Origin of the sequence: Streptomyces sp. NPDC048275, from assembly GCF_040652275.1 — a bacterium.
In the GTDB taxonomy this organism is placed as follows: domain Bacteria; phylum Actinomycetota; class Actinomycetes; order Streptomycetales; family Streptomycetaceae; genus Streptomyces.
In genome coordinates, this window is sequence record NZ_JBEZLR010000021.1 from 78,603 (window position 1) to 101,593 (window position 22,991).

At 71.3% G+C, this 22,991-nt stretch carries 18 protein-coding genes and 1 riboswitch; of the genes, 16 read left to right on the plus strand and 2 right to left on the minus strand.

The window, feature by feature from the left end:
* Positions 1–2 precede the first annotated feature (2 nt).
* Genes AB0D57_RS15630 through solA form a run of 8 tightly spaced genes read left to right on the plus strand, consistent with a single transcriptional unit; the run spans position 3 to position 8,902 of the window.
* Positions 3–686 (plus strand): alpha/beta hydrolase, encoded by a 684-nt coding sequence (locus AB0D57_RS15630; protein WP_362071971.1) that lies wholly within the window; start codon positions 3–5, stop codon positions 684–686.
* Positions 683–1,729, plus strand: coding sequence for an ABC transporter ATP-binding protein (locus tag AB0D57_RS15635; RefSeq protein WP_362071973.1), 1,047 nt, complete (start codon positions 683–685; stop codon positions 1,727–1,729). Before AB0D57_RS15630 ends, AB0D57_RS15635 begins: the two co-directional genes overlap by 4 nt.
* On the plus strand, positions 1,726–2,688 hold the full coding sequence (locus AB0D57_RS15640) for an oligopeptide/dipeptide ABC transporter ATP-binding protein (protein ID WP_362071975.1): 963 nt from the start codon (positions 1,726–1,728) through the stop codon (positions 2,686–2,688). Before AB0D57_RS15635 ends, AB0D57_RS15640 begins: the two co-directional genes overlap by 4 nt.
* 50 nt (positions 2,689–2,738) lie before the next feature.
* On the plus strand, positions 2,739–3,503 hold the full coding sequence (locus AB0D57_RS15645) for an amidohydrolase family protein (RefSeq protein WP_362071977.1): 765 nt from the start codon (positions 2,739–2,741) through the stop codon (positions 3,501–3,503).
* Entirely contained in the window at positions 3,500–3,958 is a 459-nt protein-coding gene (locus AB0D57_RS15650; RefSeq protein WP_362071979.1) for a cytidine deaminase, read from the plus strand. The genes AB0D57_RS15645 and AB0D57_RS15650 overlap by 4 nt, the downstream gene beginning before the upstream one ends.
* 29 nt (positions 3,959–3,987) lie before the next feature.
* A complete protein-coding gene (locus AB0D57_RS15655) occupies positions 3,988–4,815 on the plus strand; it encodes a creatininase family protein (RefSeq protein WP_362071981.1) in 828 nt (275 codons plus the stop codon).
* 35 nt (positions 4,816–4,850) lie between these two features.
* The gene (locus tag AB0D57_RS15660) at positions 4,851–6,308 is read left to right on the plus strand and encodes an aldehyde dehydrogenase family protein (RefSeq protein WP_362071983.1); all 1,458 of its coding nucleotides are present in this window, start codon (positions 4,851–4,853) and stop codon (positions 6,306–6,308) included.
* A complete protein-coding gene (gene solA, locus AB0D57_RS15665; RefSeq protein ID WP_362071985.1) occupies positions 6,305–8,902 on the plus strand; it encodes an N-methyl-L-tryptophan oxidase in 2,598 nt (865 codons plus the stop codon). Before AB0D57_RS15660 ends, solA begins: the two co-directional genes overlap by 4 nt.
* A 29-nt stretch (positions 8,903–8,931) precedes the next feature.
* On the opposite strand, the gene AB0D57_RS15670 is transcribed toward solA, so the two are convergent.
* Positions 8,932–9,633, minus strand: a complete 702-nt coding sequence (locus AB0D57_RS15670) for a GntR family transcriptional regulator (protein WP_362071987.1) — start codon at positions 9,631–9,633, stop codon at positions 8,932–8,934.
* Positions 9,634–9,770: 137 nt separating this feature from the next.
* Between AB0D57_RS15670 and AB0D57_RS15675 the strand changes: the two genes are divergently transcribed.
* From AB0D57_RS15675 to AB0D57_RS15710, 8 genes are all read left to right on the plus strand, one after another.
* Complete coding sequence (locus tag AB0D57_RS15675; RefSeq protein WP_362071989.1) at positions 9,771–10,424, plus strand: cyclase family protein; 654 nt, start codon at positions 9,771–9,773, stop codon at positions 10,422–10,424.
* Positions 10,421–12,022, plus strand: coding sequence for a gamma-glutamyltransferase (locus tag AB0D57_RS15680; protein WP_362071991.1), 1,602 nt, complete (start codon positions 10,421–10,423; stop codon positions 12,020–12,022). The genes AB0D57_RS15675 and AB0D57_RS15680 overlap by 4 nt, the downstream gene beginning before the upstream one ends.
* Positions 12,019–13,986, plus strand: a complete 1,968-nt coding sequence (locus AB0D57_RS15685; RefSeq protein ID WP_362071993.1) for a primary-amine oxidase — start codon at positions 12,019–12,021, stop codon at positions 13,984–13,986. The genes AB0D57_RS15680 and AB0D57_RS15685 overlap by 4 nt, the downstream gene beginning before the upstream one ends.
* A 146-nt stretch (positions 13,987–14,132) precedes the next feature.
* Positions 14,133–14,816 (plus strand): class I SAM-dependent methyltransferase, encoded by a 684-nt coding sequence (locus AB0D57_RS15690; protein WP_362071995.1) that lies wholly within the window; start codon positions 14,133–14,135, stop codon positions 14,814–14,816.
* Between the two features lie 405 nt (positions 14,817–15,221).
* Positions 15,222–16,859, plus strand: a complete 1,638-nt coding sequence (locus AB0D57_RS15695; protein ID WP_362072017.1) for an ATP-binding SpoIIE family protein phosphatase — start codon at positions 15,222–15,224, stop codon at positions 16,857–16,859.
* Positions 16,860–17,060: 201 nt separating this feature from the next.
* Positions 17,061–17,226: riboswitch (cyclic di-AMP (ydaO/yuaA leader) on the plus strand.
* A gap of 57 nt (positions 17,227–17,283) precedes the next feature.
* Entirely contained in the window at positions 17,284–18,597 is a 1,314-nt protein-coding gene (locus AB0D57_RS15700; protein ID WP_362071997.1) for an NlpC/P60 family protein, read from the plus strand.
* Between the two features lie 356 nt (positions 18,598–18,953).
* Positions 18,954–19,640: a PAS domain-containing protein gene (locus AB0D57_RS15705; RefSeq protein WP_362071999.1), complete on the plus strand. Its 687-nt coding sequence runs from the start codon at positions 18,954–18,956 to the stop codon at positions 19,638–19,640.
* The gene (locus tag AB0D57_RS15710) at positions 19,637–21,811 is read left to right on the plus strand and encodes a SpoIIE family protein phosphatase (RefSeq protein WP_362072001.1); all 2,175 of its coding nucleotides are present in this window, start codon (positions 19,637–19,639) and stop codon (positions 21,809–21,811) included. Before AB0D57_RS15705 ends, AB0D57_RS15710 begins: the two co-directional genes overlap by 4 nt.
* A gap of 117 nt (positions 21,812–21,928) precedes the next feature.
* Here AB0D57_RS15710 and AB0D57_RS15715 read toward each other — a convergent pair whose 3' ends face one another.
* Positions 21,929–22,906 carry an ABC transporter substrate-binding protein gene (locus AB0D57_RS15715; RefSeq protein ID WP_362072002.1) on the minus strand — a complete coding sequence of 326 codons (978 nt, stop codon included), beginning with the start codon at positions 22,904–22,906 and terminating at the stop codon, positions 21,929–21,931.
* Between the last annotated feature and the right edge of the window lie 85 nt (positions 22,907–22,991).

A 22,991-nucleotide genomic window follows, 5' to 3' on the forward strand; every position in this document is an offset into this window, starting at 1 on the left:
GCATGGACATCGTGCTGGTCCACGGCGCCGGCGGACGGCCGACGACCTGGTCGGCGGTGGAGCCCCTGCTCACCGCCCTCGGTCACCGGCTGTTCACCGTCACCAACCCGATGACCTCGCTGGAGGACGACGTCGCCCACACCGCGAAAGCCGTCGCGGAGACAGCCGGGCCCGTACTGCTGGCCGGGCACTCCTACGGTGGCGCGGTCATCAGCAACGTCGGCCGCCACCCGCGGGTCAAGGGCCTCGTCTACATCGCCGCGTTCGGGCCCGACGAGGGCGAGACGGTCAACGAGATCGTCGAACGGTACGAAGAGGCCGAGATCTCCAAGTACATGCGGCGCGGTCCGAACGGCGACTGGAAGTCCGAGCCCGGCCCGGAGTTCTGGGCCGAGATCGGACCCGACCTCTCCGCCGAGCAGCGGGCCGTGGTGGAGGCCGAGGGCCGCAAGGCGGAGAACCTCATCTTCACCCAGCCCAGCGGGGTGCCCGCCTGGCGCACCCTGCCCAGCTGGTACCTGGTCGCCGACGACGACCGCACCCTGCGCCCCGAGACCCAGCGGGACATGGCCGGCCGGATGAAAGCCACCGTCGAGCACGTGCCCGGAAGCCACTACACGACGCTCGTGTGGCCGCAGCGCGTCGCCGACCTGATCCACACGGCCGCGGTGGCCGTGAGCTCATGACGGCTGCGCTCGAACACGCCCCCGAGCGTGTCACGCCCGCAACCGTGCTGGACATCCGCGACCTGCGCGTGGGGTTCGACGTACCGGCGGGCCGCCTGCCGGCCGTGGACGGCGTGGATCTGACCCTGCGGCAGGGCGAACTCCTGGCGCTGGTCGGTGAGTCGGGGTCCGGCAAGTCCGCCCTGGCGATGAGCCTGGTCGGCCTGAACCGCGGTCCGCGCACCCACATCAGCGGGGAAGTGGCCTTCGGTGGAAGCGACTTGGCCGCCGCCTCGGAGCGAGAGCTGCGCAAGATCCGCGGCAAGGACATCGCGGTCGTCTTCCAGGACGCGCTGGCCGCCCTCAACCCGCTGCACCGGGCGGGCGCCCAGGTCTCCGAGATGATCCGCGCCCACCGCGACGTGCCGCGCGAGCAGGCACGAAGCCGCGCCGTGGAACTGCTCGGCGAGGTCGGGATCGCCGGCCCGCAGCGCGCGGCGCGGGCCTACCCGCACCAGTTGTCCGGCGGCATGCGCCAGCGCGTGATGATCGCCATGGGCCTGGCCAACGACCCCGCCGTACTGATCGCCGACGAGCCCACCACCGCGCTGGACGTCACCATCCAGGCCCAGGTCCTCGCGGTCCTCAAGCGCGTCCAGCGCGATCACGGCACCTCCGTGCTGCTGATCACCCACGACCTGGGGGTCGTGGCCGAGGTCGCCGACCGGGTGGCCGTCATGTACGCGGGCCGGATCGTGGAGCAGGGACTGCGCGAGGAGGTGCTGTTCCGCCCCCAGCACCCGTACACGATGGGGCTGCTGGGTTCCGTACCGCCGATCGACGGTCCGGTCGTACGACGGCTGCCCACCATCGCCGGCAGTCCGCTGACCGGCGTGGACCGACCGTCCGGCTGCGCGTTCGCGCCGCGGTGTCCGTTCGTCCACGACGCGTGCGACGAACGTCCGGCCCTGCTTCGGCGGCACGGCGACGACGGGCACGTCGACGCCTGCGTACTGCCCGGCCCGGCGCGTGCCGCGGCCCGCTCCCAGGGAGGCAGCGCATGACCGCCGCCGCACTCATCACCGCACGGCAACTACGGGTCGAGTACCCGGGACGGGCAGGTGGCCGGGTCCCGGCGCTGCGGGACGTGGACCTCGAGATCCTCCAGGGCGAGACCCTCGGCCTGGTCGGCGAGTCGGGCTGCGGAAAGTCCACGCTCGGCCGGGCCCTGCTCCGGGTGATCGAACCGTCCGCGGGCCGGATCGAGTTCGCCGGCTCCGACCTCACCCGGCTGCGCGGACGGCGGTTGCGCCGTACCCGGGCCGAGTTGCAGATGGTCTTCCAGGACCCGTTCGGTTCGCTCAATCCACGCCGCAGGATCGCCGACATCGTCGCCGAACCGCTGCTGCGGGCGCGCGGCGCCACGCGCGCCGAGGCCGTGCGGGCCGTGGCCGAACTGCTCGACCTAGTCGGTCTCGGCGCCGAGGCCGGGGCGCGCAGGCCGCACGAGTTCTCCGGTGGGCAGCGCCAGCGCATCGGCATCGCCCGGGCGCTCGCGTCCTCGCCGCGGTTCGTCGTGGCCGACGAGGCCGTCTCCGCGCTGGACGTGTCGATCCAGGCCCAGGTGCTGAACCTGCTGTCGGACCTGGTCCGTGACCGGGGTCTGACGATGCTGTTCATCTCGCACGACCTGGGCGTGGTCCGGCACATCGCCGACCGGATCGCCGTCATGTACTTGGGGCAGATCATCGAGGTCGCTTCCCGGGACGACTTCTTCTCCGCGCCCGCGCACCCCTACAGCCGGGCACTGCTGTCCTCCGTACCGGCGCTGCGGCCCGGCGAGCAGCGCGAACAGCGGGTGTTGGAGGGCGAGTTGCCCGACCCGGCGCATCCGCCCTCGGGCTGTCTGTTCCGTACCCGGTGCCCCATCGCCACGGACGAGTGCCGTACGAGCCGACCCGAGCTGCGTGAGATCGCGCCGGGGCGGACCGTGCGCTGCCATCTCCCCCTGGCCTCCAGTTGATGTCCCGTCCGATGTCCCGTCCGATGTCCAGCGAGTAAGGACGAAACGCATTGATCATCGACGCCTACAACACCACGCAGGACGTCCGGGGCAGGTCGGACTACCTGACCGGGGCACGCAAGGGCCAGGCCCCACCGCCGTACACGCCGTTCGAGCCCCGTCGCATCCTCGACCGGATGGACGCCGCCGGGGTGGACATGGCGATGGTGTGCTCGCTCGCCCAGCGCATCGAGAACGACTTCATCAGCTCCCTGGTCGCCGCGCACCCGGACCGCTTCTTCGGCTTCGGGCAGGTACTGCCACAGGCCGACGACGCGATCGACGAGATCGACCGGATGGCCGACGCCGGCCTGGTCGGCCTGAAGCTGCACCCGAGCCTGCACGGCTACCACGTCGCCGACCACGGACTTCTGGACCCGGTGTTCGAGGCCTGCGCCCGGCGCGGTCTGCTGGTCCTGGTCAACGCCCTCGACGACGCGTTCTGCGCGCCGCTGGCCATCGAGGAGATCGCCCGCGACCATCCCCGAGTGCCCACGATCATCGCGCACATGGGGGCGGTGTGGAACGTGCCGGAGGCGATCATCGTGGCCGAACGACAGCCGCACGTGTACCTGGAGACGTCGGCGACCCTGATGAGCGATGTGAAGCGCGCCTATGCGCGGCTGGGGCCCGAGAAGATCCTGATGGGCAGCGAGTGGCCCGGCTCCGACTTCGACCTGGAACGCATGAAGATCGCGAAGGCGGTCGAGGACGAGAAGGACCGGGCGCTGATCGAAGGCGGCAACATGGCCCGCCTGCTGGGGCTGCCCGCGTGAGCGCGGCCGACGTCAGGTCCGTGCTCGCCCCGCCGTCGATGAGCGCGGACGACGCCGAACTCCTCGCCCTCGCACAGAACTTGCTGGCCCGGGTCTGGCAGCCGGGTCGGCACGAGGTGGCGACCGCGCTGCGGACCGCGGACGGCCGCATCCACACGGGCGTCCATGTGGAGGGGTCCTGCCGGCGCAGTTCGATCTGCGCCGAGGGGGTCGCCATGGGAACCGCTCGGGGCACATTGCCGACCGACGCGGCGCTGGACATCGCGTCGATCGTCTCGGTGCAGATCAAACCGGCCGGCCAGTTCCGGATCATCGCTCCGTGCGGGGTGTGCCGTGAACTGATCAGCGACTACTGCCCGGACGCCACCGTGTGGGTCACCACCGTCGACGGGAACGAACCCGTCCCGCTGCGCGCCCTCGACCTGCTGCCCGAGAAAAGCCGACGCCGGTGGTGAGCGCCGCCGGCCCCGAGGAGAGGAAACACATGTCCGGACGGACCGTACCGACGGGCCTGGACCTCGCGGAACTCGCCGCGCAGCTCGGCGGGACCGGAGCCCCCCTGCTGTGGGAAGAGCTCACCTGGACGGAGGCCGAGACCACGGCCGGCCGCCAGGACGCGGTCATCATCCCCGTGGGCGCCACCGAGCAGCACGGCCCGCATCTGCCCCTGGCTGTGGACACCCGGATCTGTGAGGCGGTCGCGCACGGAGTCTCCGCCCTGACCGGTGTGCCCGTCCTGCCTCCCCTCAGCTTCGGGGTGTCCGCGTCGCACGGCGACTTCGCCGGTACGGTGGCGCTGCGCCCGGAGACCATGATCGCCGTCGTCGAGGACGTCATCGACTCGCTGTACGCCTCGGGGGTACGGCAGTTCATCCTGCTCAACGGACACATCTGGAACAACGGCGCGCTCGACGTCTCGGCGGAGAAACTGAGAGTCCGTCATCGCGACGCACGGGTACGGGCGTTGGGATACGTGACGATGTACCCAGGGCCGGAAGTCGACGGGCACGTCACCTACGGGCGGGCGCTGATGCACGCCAACTTCTTCGAGACCTCGGTCATGTTGCACCTGGCTCCGGAGCTCGTGCGGATGGACCGGGCCACCTCCCACGTCGACGTCGACTCCTTCTGGGACTACCGCATGGACCAGGTCAGTGAGACCGGCGTGTGGGGCAGGGACGTGACCGACGCCAACCCGAAGCATGGCGGCGCGGAGTTCGACCGCTGCGTCCTGACCACCGCCCGGGCCGTTTCCGCGGCGGTCCGTGAGCCGTGGCCCGATCCGGCCCACCGGCCCGGCGGACGTGCGTGAACGACGCGAGCGACCCGACCCAGAAGGAGAACCCCTTGGACCCCACCACCGCTCTCCCCCGGCTGCCGGACTGCGAGCCCATGCTCATCGGCGGCGAATGGACCACGGGTACCTCGCCGCGGCGGATCCCGGTGCTTGACCCCGCCACCCGTGAACAGCTCACCACCATCGCCCAGGCCGGACCCGAGGAAGTGGTCGCCGCGGTCGCCGCCGCCACCGCCGCGCACCGCGACCGGCGCTGGCGCGGGCTGCCACCCCGACGGCGCCGTGACGTGCTGCTGCGCCTCGCCGACCTGGTGGAGCGCGACGCCGAGCAACTGGCGGTCCTGGACACCCTGGACAACGGCAAGGCGATCGAGCGGGCCCGTGGCGATGTGGACCTCGGCCTCCAGGCCATCCGCCACTTCGCCGGCACCCCGACCCGGCTGGCGGGCACCGTGCACGCCGCCGGTCCCGACCGGCATGTCTACAGCGTGCGCGAACCGGTCGGCGTGGTCGCCGCCGTACTGCCGTGGAACTTCCCCTTCATGATCGCCGCCTGGAAGATCGCCCCTGCCCTGGCCGCGGGCTGCACGGTCGTCGTGAAACCGGCCGAGCAGACCCCGCTCACCGCGCTGCGGCTGGCCGCGCTGTGTCTGGAGGCGGGCGTGCCCGAGGGCGTGGTCAACGTGCTGACCGGTGACGGGCGTACGGGGGCGGAACTGGTCGGCCACCCCGACGTCGCCAAGGTGTCCTTCACCGGGTCCACCGAGGTGGGGCGGCTGATCATGGCCGCGGCGGCACCGTCCGTGAAGCGGCTGACCCTCGAGCTGGGCGGCAAGTCCCCCAACATCGTCTTCGCCGACGCCGATCTGGACGCCGCCGTACCGGCGTCGGTCCGAGCGGTGTTCGGGCACTCCGGGCAGATGTGCACCGCGGGGAGCCGCCTGCTGGTCGAGCGCACGGTCGTCAAGGAGTTCCTCGAACGGCTGGTCCCCGTGGTGGAGGCGCTGCGGATCGGTCCGGGCCTGGAGGGCGGGATCAACATCGGTCCTCTGGTGTCGCAGGAGCAGTACGACCGGGTGACCGGCTATGTCGAGCTGGGCCGCGCCGAGGGAGCCGAGGTGGCCGTGGGCGGCGAACCGCTGCCCGGTCCCGGCTGGTTCGTGCGGCCGACGGTGTTCACCGAGGTCACCCCCGGCATGCGGATCGCCCGGGAGGAGATCTTCGGCCCGGTCGCCACGGTCATCCCCTTCGACACCGAGGAGGAGGCGATCGCCCTGGCCAACGACAGCGACTACGGGCTCGCCGCGGGTGTCTGGACCGAAAGTCTGCGACGCGCCCACCGCACGGCCGCCGCGCTGGAGGCCGGCACCGTGTGGGTCAACACGTACAACGAGTTCGATCCCGCCGTGGCCTTCGGCGGAATGAAGCAGTCCGGCCTCGGCAGGGACCTCGGCGACGCCGCCGTCGACGGGTTCACCGAGCTCAAGAGCATCACGATCGCCCTGTGAGCGCCCCCTTGACGACCGGTACCGCCATGCCTCCGGCCCTTCCCCTGACTCCCCGCGCGCTGGATGTCGCGGCCGAGCGCGCCCGCACCCCGGGCTGCGTCACCGGCCATCACTTCAACGCCGCCGGTGCGGCCCTGCTCGCGTCCGGCACCGTCGAAGCGGTCATCGATCATCTGCGCGCCGAGAGCCTGTCCGGCGGCTACGAAGCCGCCAAGCAGGCCGCCCCCGCCCTGGAGGCCGTCTACGCGCGTACCGCCGCACTCCTCGGCGCCGCGCCGGAGGAGGTCGCCCTCGTCGAGAGCGCTACGGCCGGCTGGCAACGCGCCGTGTCCGCGCTACGGCTGCGCCCCGGCGACCGGGTGCTGGCCGCCCGCTCCAGTTATGTCAGCAGCGCCCTGCACCTGCTGTCGGCCGAACGCGACCACGGCGTCCGGGTCGAACTGCTGCCGAACGGCCCCGACGGCGCGGTGGACCTGGAGGCACTGGAGGCGGCGCTGCGTGCCGGTCCGGCCGCCCTGGTCACCGCGGCCCATGTGCCGACCTCGTCCGGTCTGGTCGAACCCGTCGCCGGAATCGGGACGTTGACCACGGCCCACGGAGTGCCGTTCCTCCTGGACGCCACGCAGTCGCTCGGCCAACTGCCCGTGGACATCAGTGCCATTGGCTGCGATCTGCTCATCGGGACCGGCCGCAAATTCCTGCGCGCCCCACGCGGCACGGGCCTGCTCGCGGTCCGCCGCCCGCTCCTGGACCGGCTCGCCCCGGACGCCCCCGACATCCGCGGCGCCCGGTGGACCGCCGAGCGGAGCTGGGAACTGGTGCCGGACGCCAAGCGGTTCGAGCTGTGGGAGGCCGCGCACGCCCTGCGGCTCGGCCTGGGGGCCGCCCTGGCCGACGCCGGCGCCCTGGGTGTGGACGCCGTCTCCCGGTACCTGTCGACGCTTGCCGTCGGCCTGCGCGAGCGCCTCGCGGAACTGCCGGGCGTACGCGTCACCGACCCGCCCGCCGCGGGCGGCGCCATCGTCACCTTCGTCATCGACGGGCTCGACGCCGCCGACGTTCAGCGCGAACTCGCCCGCCGCCGGGTCCACCTTGTCGCGGTGCCGGCGGGGCACGGCCGCTGGGACATGGATCCCCGGGGGCTGACCGAGGTGGTCCGGGCCTCGGTCCACGTCTACAACGACCGGTCCGACCTGGACGCCCTGGTCGAGGCGGCGGGCGAGATCGTCCAGCGGTACGGGGTGACCTCGCGGGGCGCGGCGACCACGTCCGACCGCCCGGCCGCCTTCCCGTCGGGGACGGGGTCCGCGTCGCCCACCACCGCCGTCGCTCCCACCGCAACCACCGTCCCCCTCGCAACCACGAACCCCGACACCGCCGCTGCTCCCACCGCTCCCGTCGTCCCCACCGCCGCAGCAGCCGTTCCGGCACCCGCGACCCCCACGGCCGCTCCTGCTCCCACTCCCGCGTCGCCCGCCGCGCGCAGCGGCTCGCCGTGCCATGACGCGATCGTCGTCGGCCTCGGCGTGCACGGCAGCGCCGCCCTGCACCGGCTGGCCGTGCGCGGACTCGACGTACTGGGGCTGGAGCGGTACGCGCTGGGCCACGACCTGGGGTCCTCGCACGGGGCCACCCGGATGATCCGGCGGGCCTATCCCCACCCCGACTGGGACGGCCTGGTGGACACCGCCTACCGGGCATGGGCGGAGCTGGAGGACGCCGCGCAGAGGCAACTGATCGACGTCACCGGCGGGTTGTACGCGGCCCCGCTGGACCGGCCCGATCCACTGCGCGGCCCCGGCTGCCGGGAGGTCGGCCCCGAGGAGGCGGCGCTGATCTTCCCGGGGCTTCGGCTGCCCGCGGGCTTCGGCGCGGTGCACGATCCACGGGCCGGGATCATCGACGCGCGGGAAACGCTACGAGCCCAACTCACGCTGGCCGCACGGGCAGGCGCCGCGATCCTGGACCGGACACCGGTCGTCGGCTGGGAACCGAACGGCGACCAGATCGTCGTACGCACCGCCGTCGGCGAACTGCGCACGCGGCACCTGGTGTTGTGCACGGGCCCCTGGACGGCGGCCCAAGTCCCCTCACTCACCTCACATCTGACGGTCACGCGCATCGTCAACGCGTACTTCGCCGCCGACCCCACCGGCCCGCTGGGACCCTCCGGTCTCGGCAGCTTCTCCGTGGACCTGCCGCAGGGACTGCTGTACGGGTTCCCCGCGGCCGACGGTCGCGGTCTCAAGGCCGGGCTGGACACCGGCCCGGCCTGGGATCCGGACGCCGCCCGTCCGCCGGCGACCGGCGCGGAACTCGCCCTGCTCACCGAGGCGGTGGCCCAGGTGCTGCCCGGTGCGGGCCCGGTGACCGAGAGCCTGACGTGCCTCTACACGATGACGGCCGACCGGCGCTTCGTGGTCGGCGAGGTGCCGGGCGCGGCGCGGGTGCTGGTGGCGTCGGCCTGCTCCGGGCACGGTTTCAAGTTCGGACCGGCGATCGGCGCGGCGCTGGCCGACCTCGTGTGCGGCACCACCCGCCCGGATCTGGACTTCCTGTCTCCGGCCCGCCTGTTCACGGGTGGGGCCCGGTGAGAGTCGCCGGCGGGTGGCGTACGGATGTCTCAGCCGTGGAAGACGGTCTGCGAACGGCGCTCGTACCAGGCCGTCAGATGTTCGCCGGAGCTGATGACGTGGTCGCGCATGACCTCGTCGGCACGGTCGGCGTCCCGGGCGGTCAGCGCGTCGATGATCGCCTCGTGCTCGCGGATGTTGTGCTGCCGGTGGCGTTCGTCGTGGGCGAGGGCGAGGGAGGAGACATTGCGCGGAAAGCTCTCGTTGATCCGGCCGATCATCCGGCTCAGCCAGGGGTTGTCGGCCGCCTCGCAGACTACGGTGTGGAAGCAGTCGTTGGCGGCCGTGGTGGCCGGGCTTCCCGCGCTCTCCTCGCCGGCGGCCCGCTCCGCGGCCTCGCGCAGGACGGCGTTGTGCTCGCGCAGTGCCGCAAGCTGACGCTCCGTGATGCGGGAGGCGGCGCGTCGGGCAGCCAGTCCCTCCAGCTCGGCGCGGACCTCGTACGCCTGGCGCACCTCCCACGGTGCGGGCACCCGGACCACGGCGCCCCGATGGGGCTGCATCTCGATCAGCCCGCCGTTCTGCAGTTGCCGCAGCGCCTCGCGCACCGGAGTGCGGCTGACCCCGAACTCGGCGGCCAGCGCCGCCTGGCGCAGCGGCTTGCCGATCGCCAGCTCACCGTTCATGATCCGCGCGCGGATGCGGGCCGCGATGTCGTCGACGAGGGGGCCGTCGTCTGTGTGGGGCGTCATCGGAGTCGCTCAAACCCTTCTCGGGGGCGGTCGGAGGGTGCGCGGTGGTGGAGCAGTGTCCCACGCCGCCACCGGCGTCCACAGGCACTCATTATTGGATCCACTTCTAGGATATCCGCATCCAATGGGAGAAACGCATGAACCTCGATTTCGCCAAGGCCATCGATGTGTCCGTCCCGATCCACCCCGGGATGCTCCACTGGGGCCGCCGCCCCGAGGTGGAGATCGTCGAGTCCCGTACCGCCGGAGACGCCTCGAATGTCAGCCGCTGGCGCATCGGCGCCCACACCGGCACCCACATCGACGCGCCCGCCCACTTCATCGACGGGGGAAAGACGGTGGACCGGCTCGACCTGTCCGCACTCAACGGCACGGCGCGGGTGCTCGACCTGACCCATGTGAAGGAGCAGATCACCGCCGCCGATCTCGACGCGGCAGGGCTCGGCGACGAGGAGCGCGTACTGCTGCGGACCAGCAACTCGGAGGGTGTGCTGCGCAGCCCGTGGAAGGCCCGGCAGTGGGTCGGACTGGCCCCGGACGGCGCTGAACGGCTCATCGAGGCGGGGGTGCGCACCGCGGGCATCGACTACCTGAGCATCGAGGCCACCGCCTACACCACCCACTGGGAGACCCACCAACTGCTGTGCGGCGCCGACGTGTTGATCCTCGAAGTGGTCGACCTGCTGCACACCCCGGCCGGGGTGTACGACATGCTCTCCCTGCCGGTGCCGTTGCAGGGTGCCGAGGCCGCCCCGTCGCGCACGGTGCTGCTGCCGCGGGACGAGGCGTGAGCGCCGTGCCCCGGCCGGCGCCGGCCGTCACCGCCGTATCCCGGCTGGTTCTGGCCGCCCCGCATCCGGCGGCTCTGGCGGCCGCGCGGCAGGCGGCCGAGCGGGGTGGCAACGCGATGGACGCGGCCCTGGCGGCGGCCGTCGCCCTGACTGTCGTCTATCCGCACCAGTGCTCCCTGGGCGGCGATCTGATCGCCCTGGTCCATGCCCCGGACGGCGCGGTGCGCGCGGTGGTGTCGGCCGGGGCCGCCGCGCAGGACGTGGACGTCGAGGCGCTGCGCGCCGCGGACCGGCGGATGCCGGCGCAGGGGCCGCAGACGGTCACCGTTCCCGGGGCGGTGGCCGGTTGGGCAGCGCTCGCCGCGGCCCACGGTACTCCGGGTGCCCTGGCGGCCGCGCTGCGGGACGCCGCCACGCTCGCGGAGGAGGGCGCCACCGTCTCGGCGGGCCTGGCACGCGCCATACGCGAGCAGGCCGCGCGGATCTCCGCGGACCCCGGCCTGACCGCGCTGCTGACCGGTCGCGACGGGGCGCCGCTCGGCGAGGGTGCCCCACTCCCCCAGCCGCGTCTTGCCGCCGTACTGCGGGACCTGGCCGACGATCCGTCGTCGTTCTACCGGGGTTCGGTCGCCGACGCGCTGGCGAACGGACTGCGCCGGGCCGGCAGCCCGCTGACGGCCGCCGACCTCGCGGCCCACCGGGCGGAAAGCGTCGAGGCGTTGGTGCTAGACATGGCCGGCATCCGCTGGTGGACCGCGCCACCGCCGAGCCAGGGCGCGACCCTGCTCGCCGTACTGGCGACCGCGGCCGAGGCCGCCGAACTCCCCGAGCCGGAGCGGACCGGCGCCCTGGCGGCCCGCTGCCAGGACGCTTCAGCCGCCCGTGACCGGCTGCTGGGCGACCCGCGCGGCGGGGAGCTGGACCTGGACGGACTGCTGCGGCCGATATCGCTCGCGGGCGCGCAGCCTCCGCATCCGCCGATCCGGCCCGCCGGGGACACGGTGGCGGTCACCGCCGTGGACTCCTCGGGCCTCGCGGTCTCCCTCATCCAGAGCGTCTATCAGACCTTCGGCTCCGGCATCTGCGAACCGGACACCGGCGTCGTGCTGCACAACCGCGGCTCGGCGTTCAGCCTGCTGCCCGGCCACCCGGCAGTCATCGGCCCGGGAGTGCGGCCCCCGCACACCCTGTGCCCCGTGCTCGGACGGTCCGCCGACCTGCTGTTGGCGGCAGGCTGCCAGGGCGGCCGGGCCCAGCCGCAGATCCTCGCCCAGACGGTGCCCGGCCTGATGGATCCCACCACCGACCCGGCCGCCGTCCTGGACCGCCCGCGCTGGGTGATCGGCGCCCGCGACATCGGGCACGGGACGCAGACCCTGCTGGCCGAGCCCGGTGCCCTGTCCGACGCGCGCCCGCCGGGAGTACCGGTCGTCGTCGCGCCGGGCCGCACCGATCTGGCCGGCCACACCCAGGTCGTACGGCTTTCCGCCGACGGCCGACTGGACGGCGCCTCCGACCCGCGCGCCGACGGCGGCACCGTGCTGTACGGCCCTGCCGCCCCCGCAACGAGCCCCGCCACGGAAGGGAACCCCGTATGAGCACCCTCGCCCCCGAACCCGTACCGGTCGCCGCACCGCACCCGCTGGACCCGCTCACCGCCACCGAACTGGCACTGGCCGTCAAGGTGTTGAGGTCCGACACCCGGGTCGCCGAGGACGCGCGCTTCTGGGGCGTGGCCCTGGACGAGGACCACGCGCGCCGTGCGGCCCCCGGCGAGGCCCGGCGCGCCCGCGCGGTCGTGATCTGCCCCTCGGCCCGCATCGCCTACGAGGTCGATCTCGAACTCGGCGACAAGCCGCGGAGCACCGCCTGGCGGGAGCTGGATGTGCGCAGCCCGGGCTGTTCCTCCGAGGAGGCCCGCCAGGCCGCGGCCGCATGCCGGGCGGACCCGCGCTTCCGGAAGGCGCTGGCGCTGCGCGGCATCCACGACGTGTCGCTGGTGATGGTGGACCCGGAGTCGATCGGTGGCTTCGAACCGCCCGCGTACGCGGGCCGCCGACTGACCTGGGGCAGCGTCTGGCACCGCACGTCCGAGGGCGACAACGGCTACGCGCGCCCGGTGCAGGGCGTGGTGCCGATCATCGACATGGAGGCCATGGAGATCCTGCACATCGAGGACCACGGCGTGGTCCCGCTGTCGGAGGAGTCCGGGGTGTTCGCCGCCGGGGTGGTGCCTGAGCGGCCGGGTCTGAAGCCGCTGGAGGTCGTCCAGGCGGACGGTCCCAGCTTCACCGTCACCGGTCAGCGGATCGACTGGCAGGGCTGGTCGGTGCGGGTCGGCTTCAGCCACCGCGAGGGCCTGGTGCTGCACGACCTGACCTTCGACGCGGCCGGGAAGGGCCCACGCCAGGTGCTCCGGCGTGCGGCCGTCAACGAGATGTACGTCCCCTACTTCGACACCGCCTCCACGCAGTACCGCAAGAACTTCTTCGACTGGGGCGAGTACGGGGCGGGCCCGCTCACCAACTCGCTGGCCCTCGGCTGCGATTGCCTGGGCGTCATCCAGTACTTCGACGCTGCGGTGCTCGGCGGCGACGGCGTGCCCCGCCTCATCCCCAACGCCGTATGCGTGCACGAGGAGGACGACGGCATCCTGTGGAAGCACCACGACGGCCGTACCGGCCGCACGGAGGTGCGCCGCTCCCGCCGACTGATCATCTCGGCGTTCGCCACCGTCGCCAACTACGACTACGGCTTCTACTGGTCGCTGTACCAGGACGGTTCGGTGATGCTGGAGATCAAGATGACCGGCATCCTGTCCGCCACGGGTGTGGCGGAGGGCGAGGAGACCCCGTACGCACGGCGGGTCGCCCCGAATGTCGCGGTCACCAACCACCAGCACTTCTTCGCCGTCCGCCTAGACATGGCGGTGGACGGCCCCCGCAACCGCCTGGTCGAGGTGACCGCCGAGCACGAGACCGACCCGGACCTCGACCCGTACGGCAACGCCGCCCGAACCGTGCTGCGTCCGATCCTCAGCGAGGCGGAGGGCGGTCGGCGCACCGATCCCTCCCGTGCCCTGCACTGGCGGGTGGAGAGCGCCGAGGCCGTCAACCGGATGGGTGAACCGACCGCGTACCGCGTGCACTTGGAGAACACCGCGGTGCTGCCGGTGCGGGAGGACAGCGTGTGCGCCCGCCGCGCCCCGTTCGTGGGGCGGCAGTTGTGGGCGACGGCCTACGACCCGGACCGGCGGTTCGTCGCCGGCGAGTACCCCAACCAGGCCGAGCCGGGCGCGGACGGAGTGCACAAGTGGCAGCAGGAGGACCGGTCCCTGGACGGCACGGACCTGGTGCTGTGGGCCACGGTCGGCTCCCACCACTTTCCGCGCCCCGAGGAATGGCCGGTCATGCCGGTGGCCCGGGCCCGGCTGCGGCTGGAACCCGACGGATTCTTCGACCGCAACCCGGCCCTCGACGTCCCCGCACCTGTCTCGTGCCATACGCCGCGCACTACGCCCACCGCTCAGGCCCCTGCGACTTCGGACCACTGCTGCGGATGAACAAGCGGATCAGGAAAGGGAAAGGCCTGTGGCTACGCACTGTGCGCGGCTGGCTACCATTCGTGCCTGATCCGACGAAGTCCGACCTCCGCAATCATTCATCCGAGTGTGAAATACTCCAATATGCCCACTGAAAGGTTACTTTCATGACCAATGGGAATACTGGGCTGGATCATTACGCGAGCATACGACTCGACCGCACAGGTCAGGCCGAAGCCTTCGACGCCATCGGCGATCACTACGACGAGGCCTTCCCGCACAAGGAGGGCCAGGTGTCCGCCGGCGAATGGCTGATCGGCTCCCTGCAGGCAGGCGCCCGCGTGCTGGATCTCGGCTGCGGCACCGGAGTGCCGACCGCACGCCAGCTGACGGACGCCGGTTTCGAGGTCGTGGGCATCGACCTGTCCGGCGGGATGGTGGAACTCGCCCAGGAGTACGTCCCCGGTGCGACGTTCCACCAGCTGGATCTCGCGGACCTGCGACCGGGTGGCCCTCGCGACCTGGGCCGCTTCGACGCCGTCGCCGCCTTCTTCTCCCTACTGATGCTGCCGCGCGCGGAGATCCCCCTCGCATTGCTGACGGTCCGCCACCTGCTGGCCCCCGGAGGCCTGTTCATCCTCTCGATGGTCGAAGCCGATGTGGACGACTTCTCGATCCCGTTCCTCGGCAACACGATCCGGGTGTCGGGTTACCTGAAGGAGGACCTGCGCAAGGTCATCGAGTCCGGAGGCTTCGAGATCGTCAAGGAGTCCTCCTACACTTTCGCCCCGGCGGCCACCGACGTCCCGCCCGAGGAACAGGTCTTCCTCTGCTGCAGGAGGCGCGACTGAGAACGCACGATCGACCACCACGGGCCGCGGCACCCACTCGACGGGACAAAAGGCGTGACGAAGCACGACGCCCCCCATGGAGACCCCGCCGAGGCCGCCCGGCGATCGGACGGCTCGGTGAGTGGGCCGAGGTCTGTCGCACCCGCCGCACCCATGGGCTCGTGGGACGCCCGGACGCCTCAGACACCCCAGCCGCCTCCACCGCCCGGCCCTCGTGCCGGATACCGGACCACGCAGCCAAAAATGGCGCCCACCTCCCCCTCCCCTTCCGACACCGGGCGACGCGTGCCGGGCACCGAAGCTCCGGCACCACACCCTTCGCAGGGCACGGTGCCGGTCAGCACCGGCTCGCAGACCGACCGGCTTCGGTATCTCGACGTGGCAACTCGGCGGATCGCCCGCGGTATGGATCTGGACGAGACTCTCCGGGAACTGCGCCGGGCGGCCGTCCCCGCTTTCGCGGACGCGATATTCATCCATCTGCGGGACCCGTTGCCGGTAGGGGACGAGAAGTCGGCCGCACCCGTCGTCCTCCAGCTGCACAGCATCGACCGGGCGCCCGCGACTCCGGACGCCGAGCATTCCTGGAGGCCTGCGCCGAAGATCCTCCCCCCGCCCTCGGGTGTGGCCGAGTGCGTGTGCCCGACGGTCACCGGACGACTCGCACAGCTGCTGCTGACCGAAGGGCCGGCGTTCGGCGACGTACCGGGGATCGCGCCCGCGGTGGCCGAGCTGCTCGGGCCCGTGGCGAGTGCGCCCGGGACGCTCCCGCCGGGCCGCAGGCTGATCATCGCCCCGCTGCACGGCCGCCACCACGCCATGGGCATCGTCGTTCTCCTGCGCCGGCCGGAGCGCGCCGCCTTCACCGGTGACGACCTGCTCGTCGCCTCCCAGCTCGCGACGCACACCGCTCTCGGCGTCCAAAAGGCGGTGATGTACGGACACGAGGCCGCCGTGGCGGACACGCTGCAGCGCACCATGCTCCCGTCGTCGCTGCCCGAGCCCACCGGCGTCCGACTGGCCAGTCGTTACCTGCCGGCCTCGAAGACCGCGCGGGTCGGCGGCGACTGGTACGACGCGATCCCTCTGCCCGGCAACCGCATCGCCCTGATCGTCGGCGATGTCATGGGCCATTCCATGGCCTCCGCCGCGATCATGGGCCAGCTGCGCACCATCGTGCAGACCCTCGCCGGGCTCGACCTGCCTCCGGACGAGGTCCTGCACCACCTCGACGAGCAGGCCCAGCGTCTTGGCGGCGACCACATGGCGACCTGCCTCTACGCGATCTACGACCCGATATCGCGGCGACTGCTCTTGGCGAACGCCGGCCACCCGCCCGCGATACTCCTGCACCCGGACGGCCGCGCGGAGGTACTGCACGTCCCGCCGGGCGCTCCCATCGGCGTCGGCGGCGTCGTCTTCGAATCGGTGGAGATGCCCGCGCCCACCGGAGCGACCCTCCTGCTGTACACCGACGGCCTCGTCGAGTCCCATGAAACAGACGTGGGTACAGGCGTCGCGGCTCTGCGCACCCACCTCCAAGGCGCAGCCCACAGGCTCGCCACCTCCTCACTGGAACCGCTGTGCGACCAAGTGCTGGACACCTTGGGCCCGGGTGTCCGGGACGACGACATCGCGCTGCTCATCGTGCGATTCGAGGGCTTCCCCGCGGACAGCGTGGGGTACTGGTTCCTGGCCCCCCACCCGCTGACCGCGGGACAGGCACGCCGGTTGACCCGCAGGACACTGCGCCGCTGGGGCCTGGAATCCTTGCTCGACTCGACGGAACTCATGGTCGGCGAGATCGTGACGAACGCCGTGCGCTACGCCTCCCGGCCCATCACCCTGCGGCTGCTCCGCTCGGACGTGCTCCGCTGCGAGGTGACCGACGACTCGCCCCAGGTGCCCCGGATGCGGCACGCCGAGCCGGGCGACGAGGGCGGCCGCGGCCTGTTCCTGGTCGATCAACTCGCGTGGCGCTGGGGAGCTACGAGACTGAGCACCGGCAAGGTCGTCTGGTTCGAGCAGCAGATCCCGAGGTGACCTGCCCCACTCGCCGGTGCGGCCTTGAGAGCGGGGTCGAGGAGTCGCCGGCCGGGGCACGGAGACCTTCTCCTCATGCCCAATTCAGCAGGTCCGAAATGCATATGGGACATTTCACACTTCAACCTTCACGTGAGGCACACAAGTTGGCTAGATTGGCAGGCAGGCCGCACGACTCCCTCCGGCGAACCTCGCCGGGTTGTGCGACCTCCGCCGAGTCCGCTGCACCCCAAAACAGCCGGAGACCCAACCGATCTTGGGGTGAATCGGCCCAACTGCCCATCAGGGCACGGGCTGTAGGGCATACCTTCCACACTGTTCGCCCGAACCAGACAGCCAACTCGGTAGGCGGAGCACGGAAGGAGTACGTCCCCCCATGGCGCCGGAACGCACCCCGCGTCCTGGAGGCATGAGCCTCCCTGGCATGCGCGACTCCGCCCTCTCGGCCGCGGCCCTCACCTCTGAGGCCCAGGCTTCCCGGACTGCCGGCGCCACGCCCTCGGCAGGGAACGACGAGCCGAGCCGCGAAGAGGTCCAGCAGCGGATCAACAGCCTTTACAACCAGGCCGAGACCGCCACCGGGACCTACAACGCGACCCGCGCCACGACCACCGGATCACGCCAACGCGGCAATCCTGCACCCGGCAACGGGCGCCCGCGCACCGATCCCGCCCTCGACAACAACGTGGCCAAGCGGTGGTTCGACGTGGGGCGCGCGCGGCTGGGCCCGACCGTGCCGGCCCGGCTGCCGGCCGACAGAATGCCGAACCGCGCGGCCAACGCGCGGCCCACGGGCCCTGCGGGGCGTCCGCAGGACGAACGCACCGGCCGTGGACGGGAAGTGACCGGCTCGCGCGTCCCGGAGTTGACCGCCGGGCCCGCCGCCGGGGTGCCCACCGGTCCCGTGGCGGAGCTGACCGCCGGGCCCATGGCCGCGCTGCCGGTCGCGCAGGAGGCACATCAGGGGGAGGCCACAAAGGCCCTGCCCGCGTTGGCCATCGAGCCTCCGCACACCTCGTTGAGGACCTCCAAAGAACAGATCCAGCAAAAGCTCGCAACAGCCCGTGGACTGCTGTCCAAGCACGCCGCACAGCAGAGTGCGCAACTCCCGGCGATCGAGCCCCGGGCCGAGGACACCTGGCGCACCTCCGAGGAACAGGCTCCCCGCCAAGCCGGCGAGGAGTGGCTGTGGCAGCAACCGGCCGGCCTCGGCGCCGACATGGCCGTCGACACGGCCAATACAACCGTCGACACGGCCTATGCAAGCGTCGACGCCGCCTATACAAGCTTCGACGCAGCCTTGACAACCTCTGCCGCAGCCCATTCAACCGGCGCCGCAGCTTTCATCAGCACCGGCAGCGGCTCGGAGTCGGGGTACGGCAGGAAGGGCGCGGAGGCAGTCGCCTTTGCCCGTGGACAGATCGGCAGACCGTGCGTCTGGGGCGCGACCGGACCGGACTCGTACGACTGCTCCGGTCTCACCCAGTCCGCCTGGAAGGCCGCCGGGGTCGCACTCCCCCGTACCGTGCACGATCAGGCGAGCGCCGGCACAGCGGTCGCCCTCGCCGACATGCAGCCCGGCGACCTGATCTTCTTCTCCGGCGATGTCGGCCACGTCGGCCTTTACACCGGCAACAGCATGATGATCCACGCGCCGAGCCCGGGGGCGTCCATACGCGAGGAGTCGATCTTCTACGCTGGATCGTCGGCGATCCACAGTGCCGTACGGCCGGCCTGAAGCCCAGGGCAGCACCCGGTCGGCACTGGGTCCGGCGTGAGCCGAGGGCCAGGCCGCCGGTGCGCCGCGGTCCGCTCAGACGCGAGCGGCACCACGACATCAGTAACAAGCAAGCCCCGCCTCCGGAGTACCGGAGGCGGGGCTGTATGGAGCGCCGGGCAGGCCTTGCACCTGCATCTCCCCGCAGGAAGCGGGACGTCTTTCCTTGGACCACCAACGCCAGGCTGACCACCGGAGTTCCGGCGGGCCGCTCAACAAGATCGATCATAGCCCAGCGGCGACTGGACTACATACATACCCACCGTCACATCACCAGGATTTTCCGCTCTCGGTATATTCATCTTATGAATCCGCGGATGGCCCTTCTCCGTGCGATCGACGACGACGTGGCGGTGACCGAGGCGCTCCGTCTCGCTCTGGAACACGCTGTGGCCGAGCTCGGCGGGGTCGGCGGCATGGTTCACGTGGGCGGGCCCGAGGGCTTGCGCGGGCTGCACCTCCTCGCAAGCAGCGGGCTGCCCCCGACGATAACCGAGCGCTGGGAGCGCGTCCCGGATTACGGAAGCCTGCCACCGGTCCGCGCCGTACGCGAGGAAACGAGCGTCTGGCTGGCCGCGGCCCCGCAGGCGGAACCGGCCCCCGGGACGACCACGGGCCCGGACTCGGCCGACAGCGTCGCCACCGTCCCGCTGCCCGGCCCTGACGGTCCACTGGGCGCACTCACCGTCCTGACCGACGCTCGCCGCGCCCCCGAACCCGACCAGTGGGCCTTCCTGGACGCCGTCGCCGCCTGGATCGCCGTACGACTGGGCCGCCCCCTCCTGCCCAAGGAGCCACCACCTCGGGAACTGCGGCCCGGACCGCTTCTGCAACAGGCGCTGGAGGCCGTACGCGTCGGATCCTGGGAGTGGACCATGGCCACCGACGAGGTGGACCTGGACGAGGCGGCGATGAGCGTGCTCGGGCTCGATCCGGAGAAGTTCGACGGGCGGGCGGAAACATGGTTGAACATCATCCATCCCGACGACACAGGCCGTTGGTGACCGCCGAGGTCGACAAGGCGTTGCGCGACCGGCGCCCGTACGGCACCGAGTACCGGGTGCGGCGCCCGGACGGCACGATCGGCTGGGTCCAGGTACGCGGCCAGGTGAAACTGGCGCACGCCGATCAGCCCGTCGGCGTGGTCGGCACCGTATGGGACTCCACCGGGTCCCGCAGCGCTCGCGACACGATCAGCCACGCGCTGCGTCATATGAGCGACGGCTTTCTCACCCTCAACCACCAGTGGCACATCACCTTCCTCAACGAGGAGGGGGAGCGAGTACTGGGCTTGGGCCAGGAACTGGTCGGCCGCCTGCTGTGGGACGTCACCGTCCTACAGGTCCCCGGTCTGCGGGCGCTCTGCGAGGAGACCGCCGCACGGCCGAAGCCCACCGGCCTGGACTTCCTGGCACCGGGGACCCGGCGCTGGTGCCACCTGCGACTGGTCCCGCTCCCTGACGGCCTGGCCTTCTTCTTCACCGATATCCACGAAAAGCTGATGCGGGACGTCGAGCGCGATACGGCCGCCCGCGCGCAGGCCGACCGGGCCGCCCGCATAGGGGAACTGACAGCGGCGCTCGCCAAGGCGATCGGCGCGCAGGGCGTGGTGGACGCGGTCGCCCGGCACGTACTGCCACCGTTCGGCGCGGCGGGGCTGATGGTGCAGGTCGTCGAGGACGGGCGAACGCGTGTCGTCGGCAGCGTCGGCTACGCGCAAGAGTTCACCGATCTCTTCAACAACCAGCCCGTCTCGGCAGGCAGCGCGATCATGGACGCCATGCTCAGCCGTATCCCGCAGTTCTTCTCCTCTCCGCAGGAGTTCGCGTCGCACTACCCGCAGCTGAGCGGCCATCCCACGGCGGGCGGCAAAAAGGCATGGGCGTTCCTGCCCCTGATCGCATCCGACCACCCGGTCGGGGTATGCGTGATCTCCCTCGACCAACCGCGCCCGTTCTCCAGCGAGGAGCGCACACTTCTGGTCGCGATCAGCGGTCTCGTCGCCCACGCGCTGGAACGGGCCCGGCTCTTCGACGCCGAGCACAACCGCGCCCAGCAATTGCAGCGCGGCCTGCTCCCCCGGACGCTGCCACCCCTGCCGGCGTGCACGTCCGCCGCCCGCTACCTGCCCGCCCAGCAGGGCATGGATGTGGGCGGCGACTGGTACGACATCATCCCGCTCTCCGGTGACCGGGTCGCCCTCGTCATCGGCGACGTCATGGGCCACGGCTTGTCGGAGGCGGCCACCATGGGGCGGCTGCGTACCGCTGTGCACACCCTCGCCGACCTGGAGCTGCCTCCCGACGAGATCCTCGTTCACCTCAACGACGTCGTCGCCGAGCTCGGCGACGACTCGTACGCCACCTGCCTCTACGGGGTGTACGACCCCACCACGGGCGTCTGCGCCCTCGGCTGCGCCGGGCATCCGCCGCCTGCCATCCTCCACCCCGACGGTACGGTCGAGTTTCCCGAAGTGGCCTCGAATCCCCCGTTGGGCGCCGCGGACCCGCCCTTCGAATCCGTCGAACTCACGCTGCCGGAGAACTCCCTCCTCGTCCTCTACACCGACGGGCTGATCGAGTCCGCCAGCCGCGACATCGACGCGGGCATGGCCCGTCTCGCCCAACTGCTCGCCGGGGACCGCGGAGTCGATCTCGACCTTCTTTGCGACAGGCTCACCTCCGGCCTGCTCCCGGCGCAGCAGCAGTCCGCCGACGACGCGGCCCTGCTGGTCGTGCGTGTGCACCGGCTTCCTGCCGAGTCGGTCGCCGCCTGGCCGCTGGCCACCGAGCCACAAGCGGCGGGCGAGGCACGCAAGCTGGTCCGGGAGCAGCTGTCCGAGTGGGGCCTCGATGACCTGGCCATGACGACGGAACTGCTGGTCAGCGAGTTGGTGGGCAACGTCGTACGCCATGCCAAGGGGCCGGTTTCACTTCGTCTGCTGCGCAGTCGCACCCTGATCTGCGAGGTCTCCGACGGCAGCCTCACCACACCCCGGATCCGCCGGGCGTCCGAGACGGACGAAGGCGGCCGGGGCCTGCAACTGGTCGCCGCACTGTCGCAGCACTGGGGTGCGCGCTACACCTCGACGGGCAAGTGCATCTGGACGGAACAGATCCTGACCGGCCCGGACTCGCCCGATGCCCTGCTGACCCTCTTCGACCGGGTGACTTGAACAGGACCTGCTGGTGGAGAAGGCAGCCGAGATGACGCGTGCTTGAGATCATCCGGTGCCTCGACTACGACGGCACGCGCAGGTCCGACAACCGAGCGAAAAGAATGCCGGACGGTGTCATGAGAACAGAGCGTCCAGGTCGGGCTTCCCGTCGCCGAAGAGGCCGTCCGCCTCACCGAGCGTGGCCAGCTTCTCCAGGGAGCCCATGTCGATCTGCGTCGGCCAACTCGGCAGCGTCAGGTTCTTCAGCACCGCACCGTCGATCTTGGTGTAGGTGGTGAGGATCTGGCGCGCTTCTTCCGGGTGGCCGGAGGCGTACTGCAGCGATTCGTTCATCGCCTCGGTGAACTTCTTCACCAGGTCGGGGTTCTCCTTCGTCAGCCTGGTCGAGGTGAAGTACGTCGCCACGGTGAGCTTCGGGTCGGTTTCGGCGAACGGTGCCGCCACGACCCGGGCGCCCTGGGCCTTGGCGATCGTCTGCGCCGGCTCGCCCATCCAGGCCGCGTCCACCCGGCCGCCGTCCAGCGCGGCCGGCATCTGGTCGAACGGAATCTCCACGAACTTGACCTTCGAGGGGTCGCCACCGGCCTGACGGACCGACTCGCGCACGGTCGTGTCTCCGATGTTCTGCAGGGTGTTCACCGCCACCGTGCGACCCGCGAGGTCCTTGGCCGACTTGATCGAGCTGTCCTTCTTGACCGCCACTCCGGTGACGTCGGTCGTGGTGTCTCCCGTGGTGGCGGCACCATTCACGACCGACTTGACCGGCACCCCCTTGGTCTGGGCGATCATCAGCGATGTGGTGTTGCTGAACCCGAACTGGAACTGACCGCTCACCACACCGGGAATGATCGCGGCGCCGCCCTGGGCACTCTCCATCGTCAACTCGATGCCGCGGTCGCTGAAGAAGCCCTGCTTCTGGCCCAGATAGAGCGGTGCGACATCGACGATCGGGATGATGCCGACCTTGACTTGCGTCGTACTGCTCCCGCCCGACGACGCTGAACCACCTGCCCCAGCGGACGAGGACCCGCATCCGGCCGCACCGGCGACCGTCACCACTGTTATCGCAAGCCCGAGTATGCGCCGTCGCATGGGCCCTCCTGACGAGAACGAGAACGGGAAGGGGGAGAGAGGGAGTTGGGCGAGGTCACAAGGTCGTCGGGAAGCCGTCACAAGC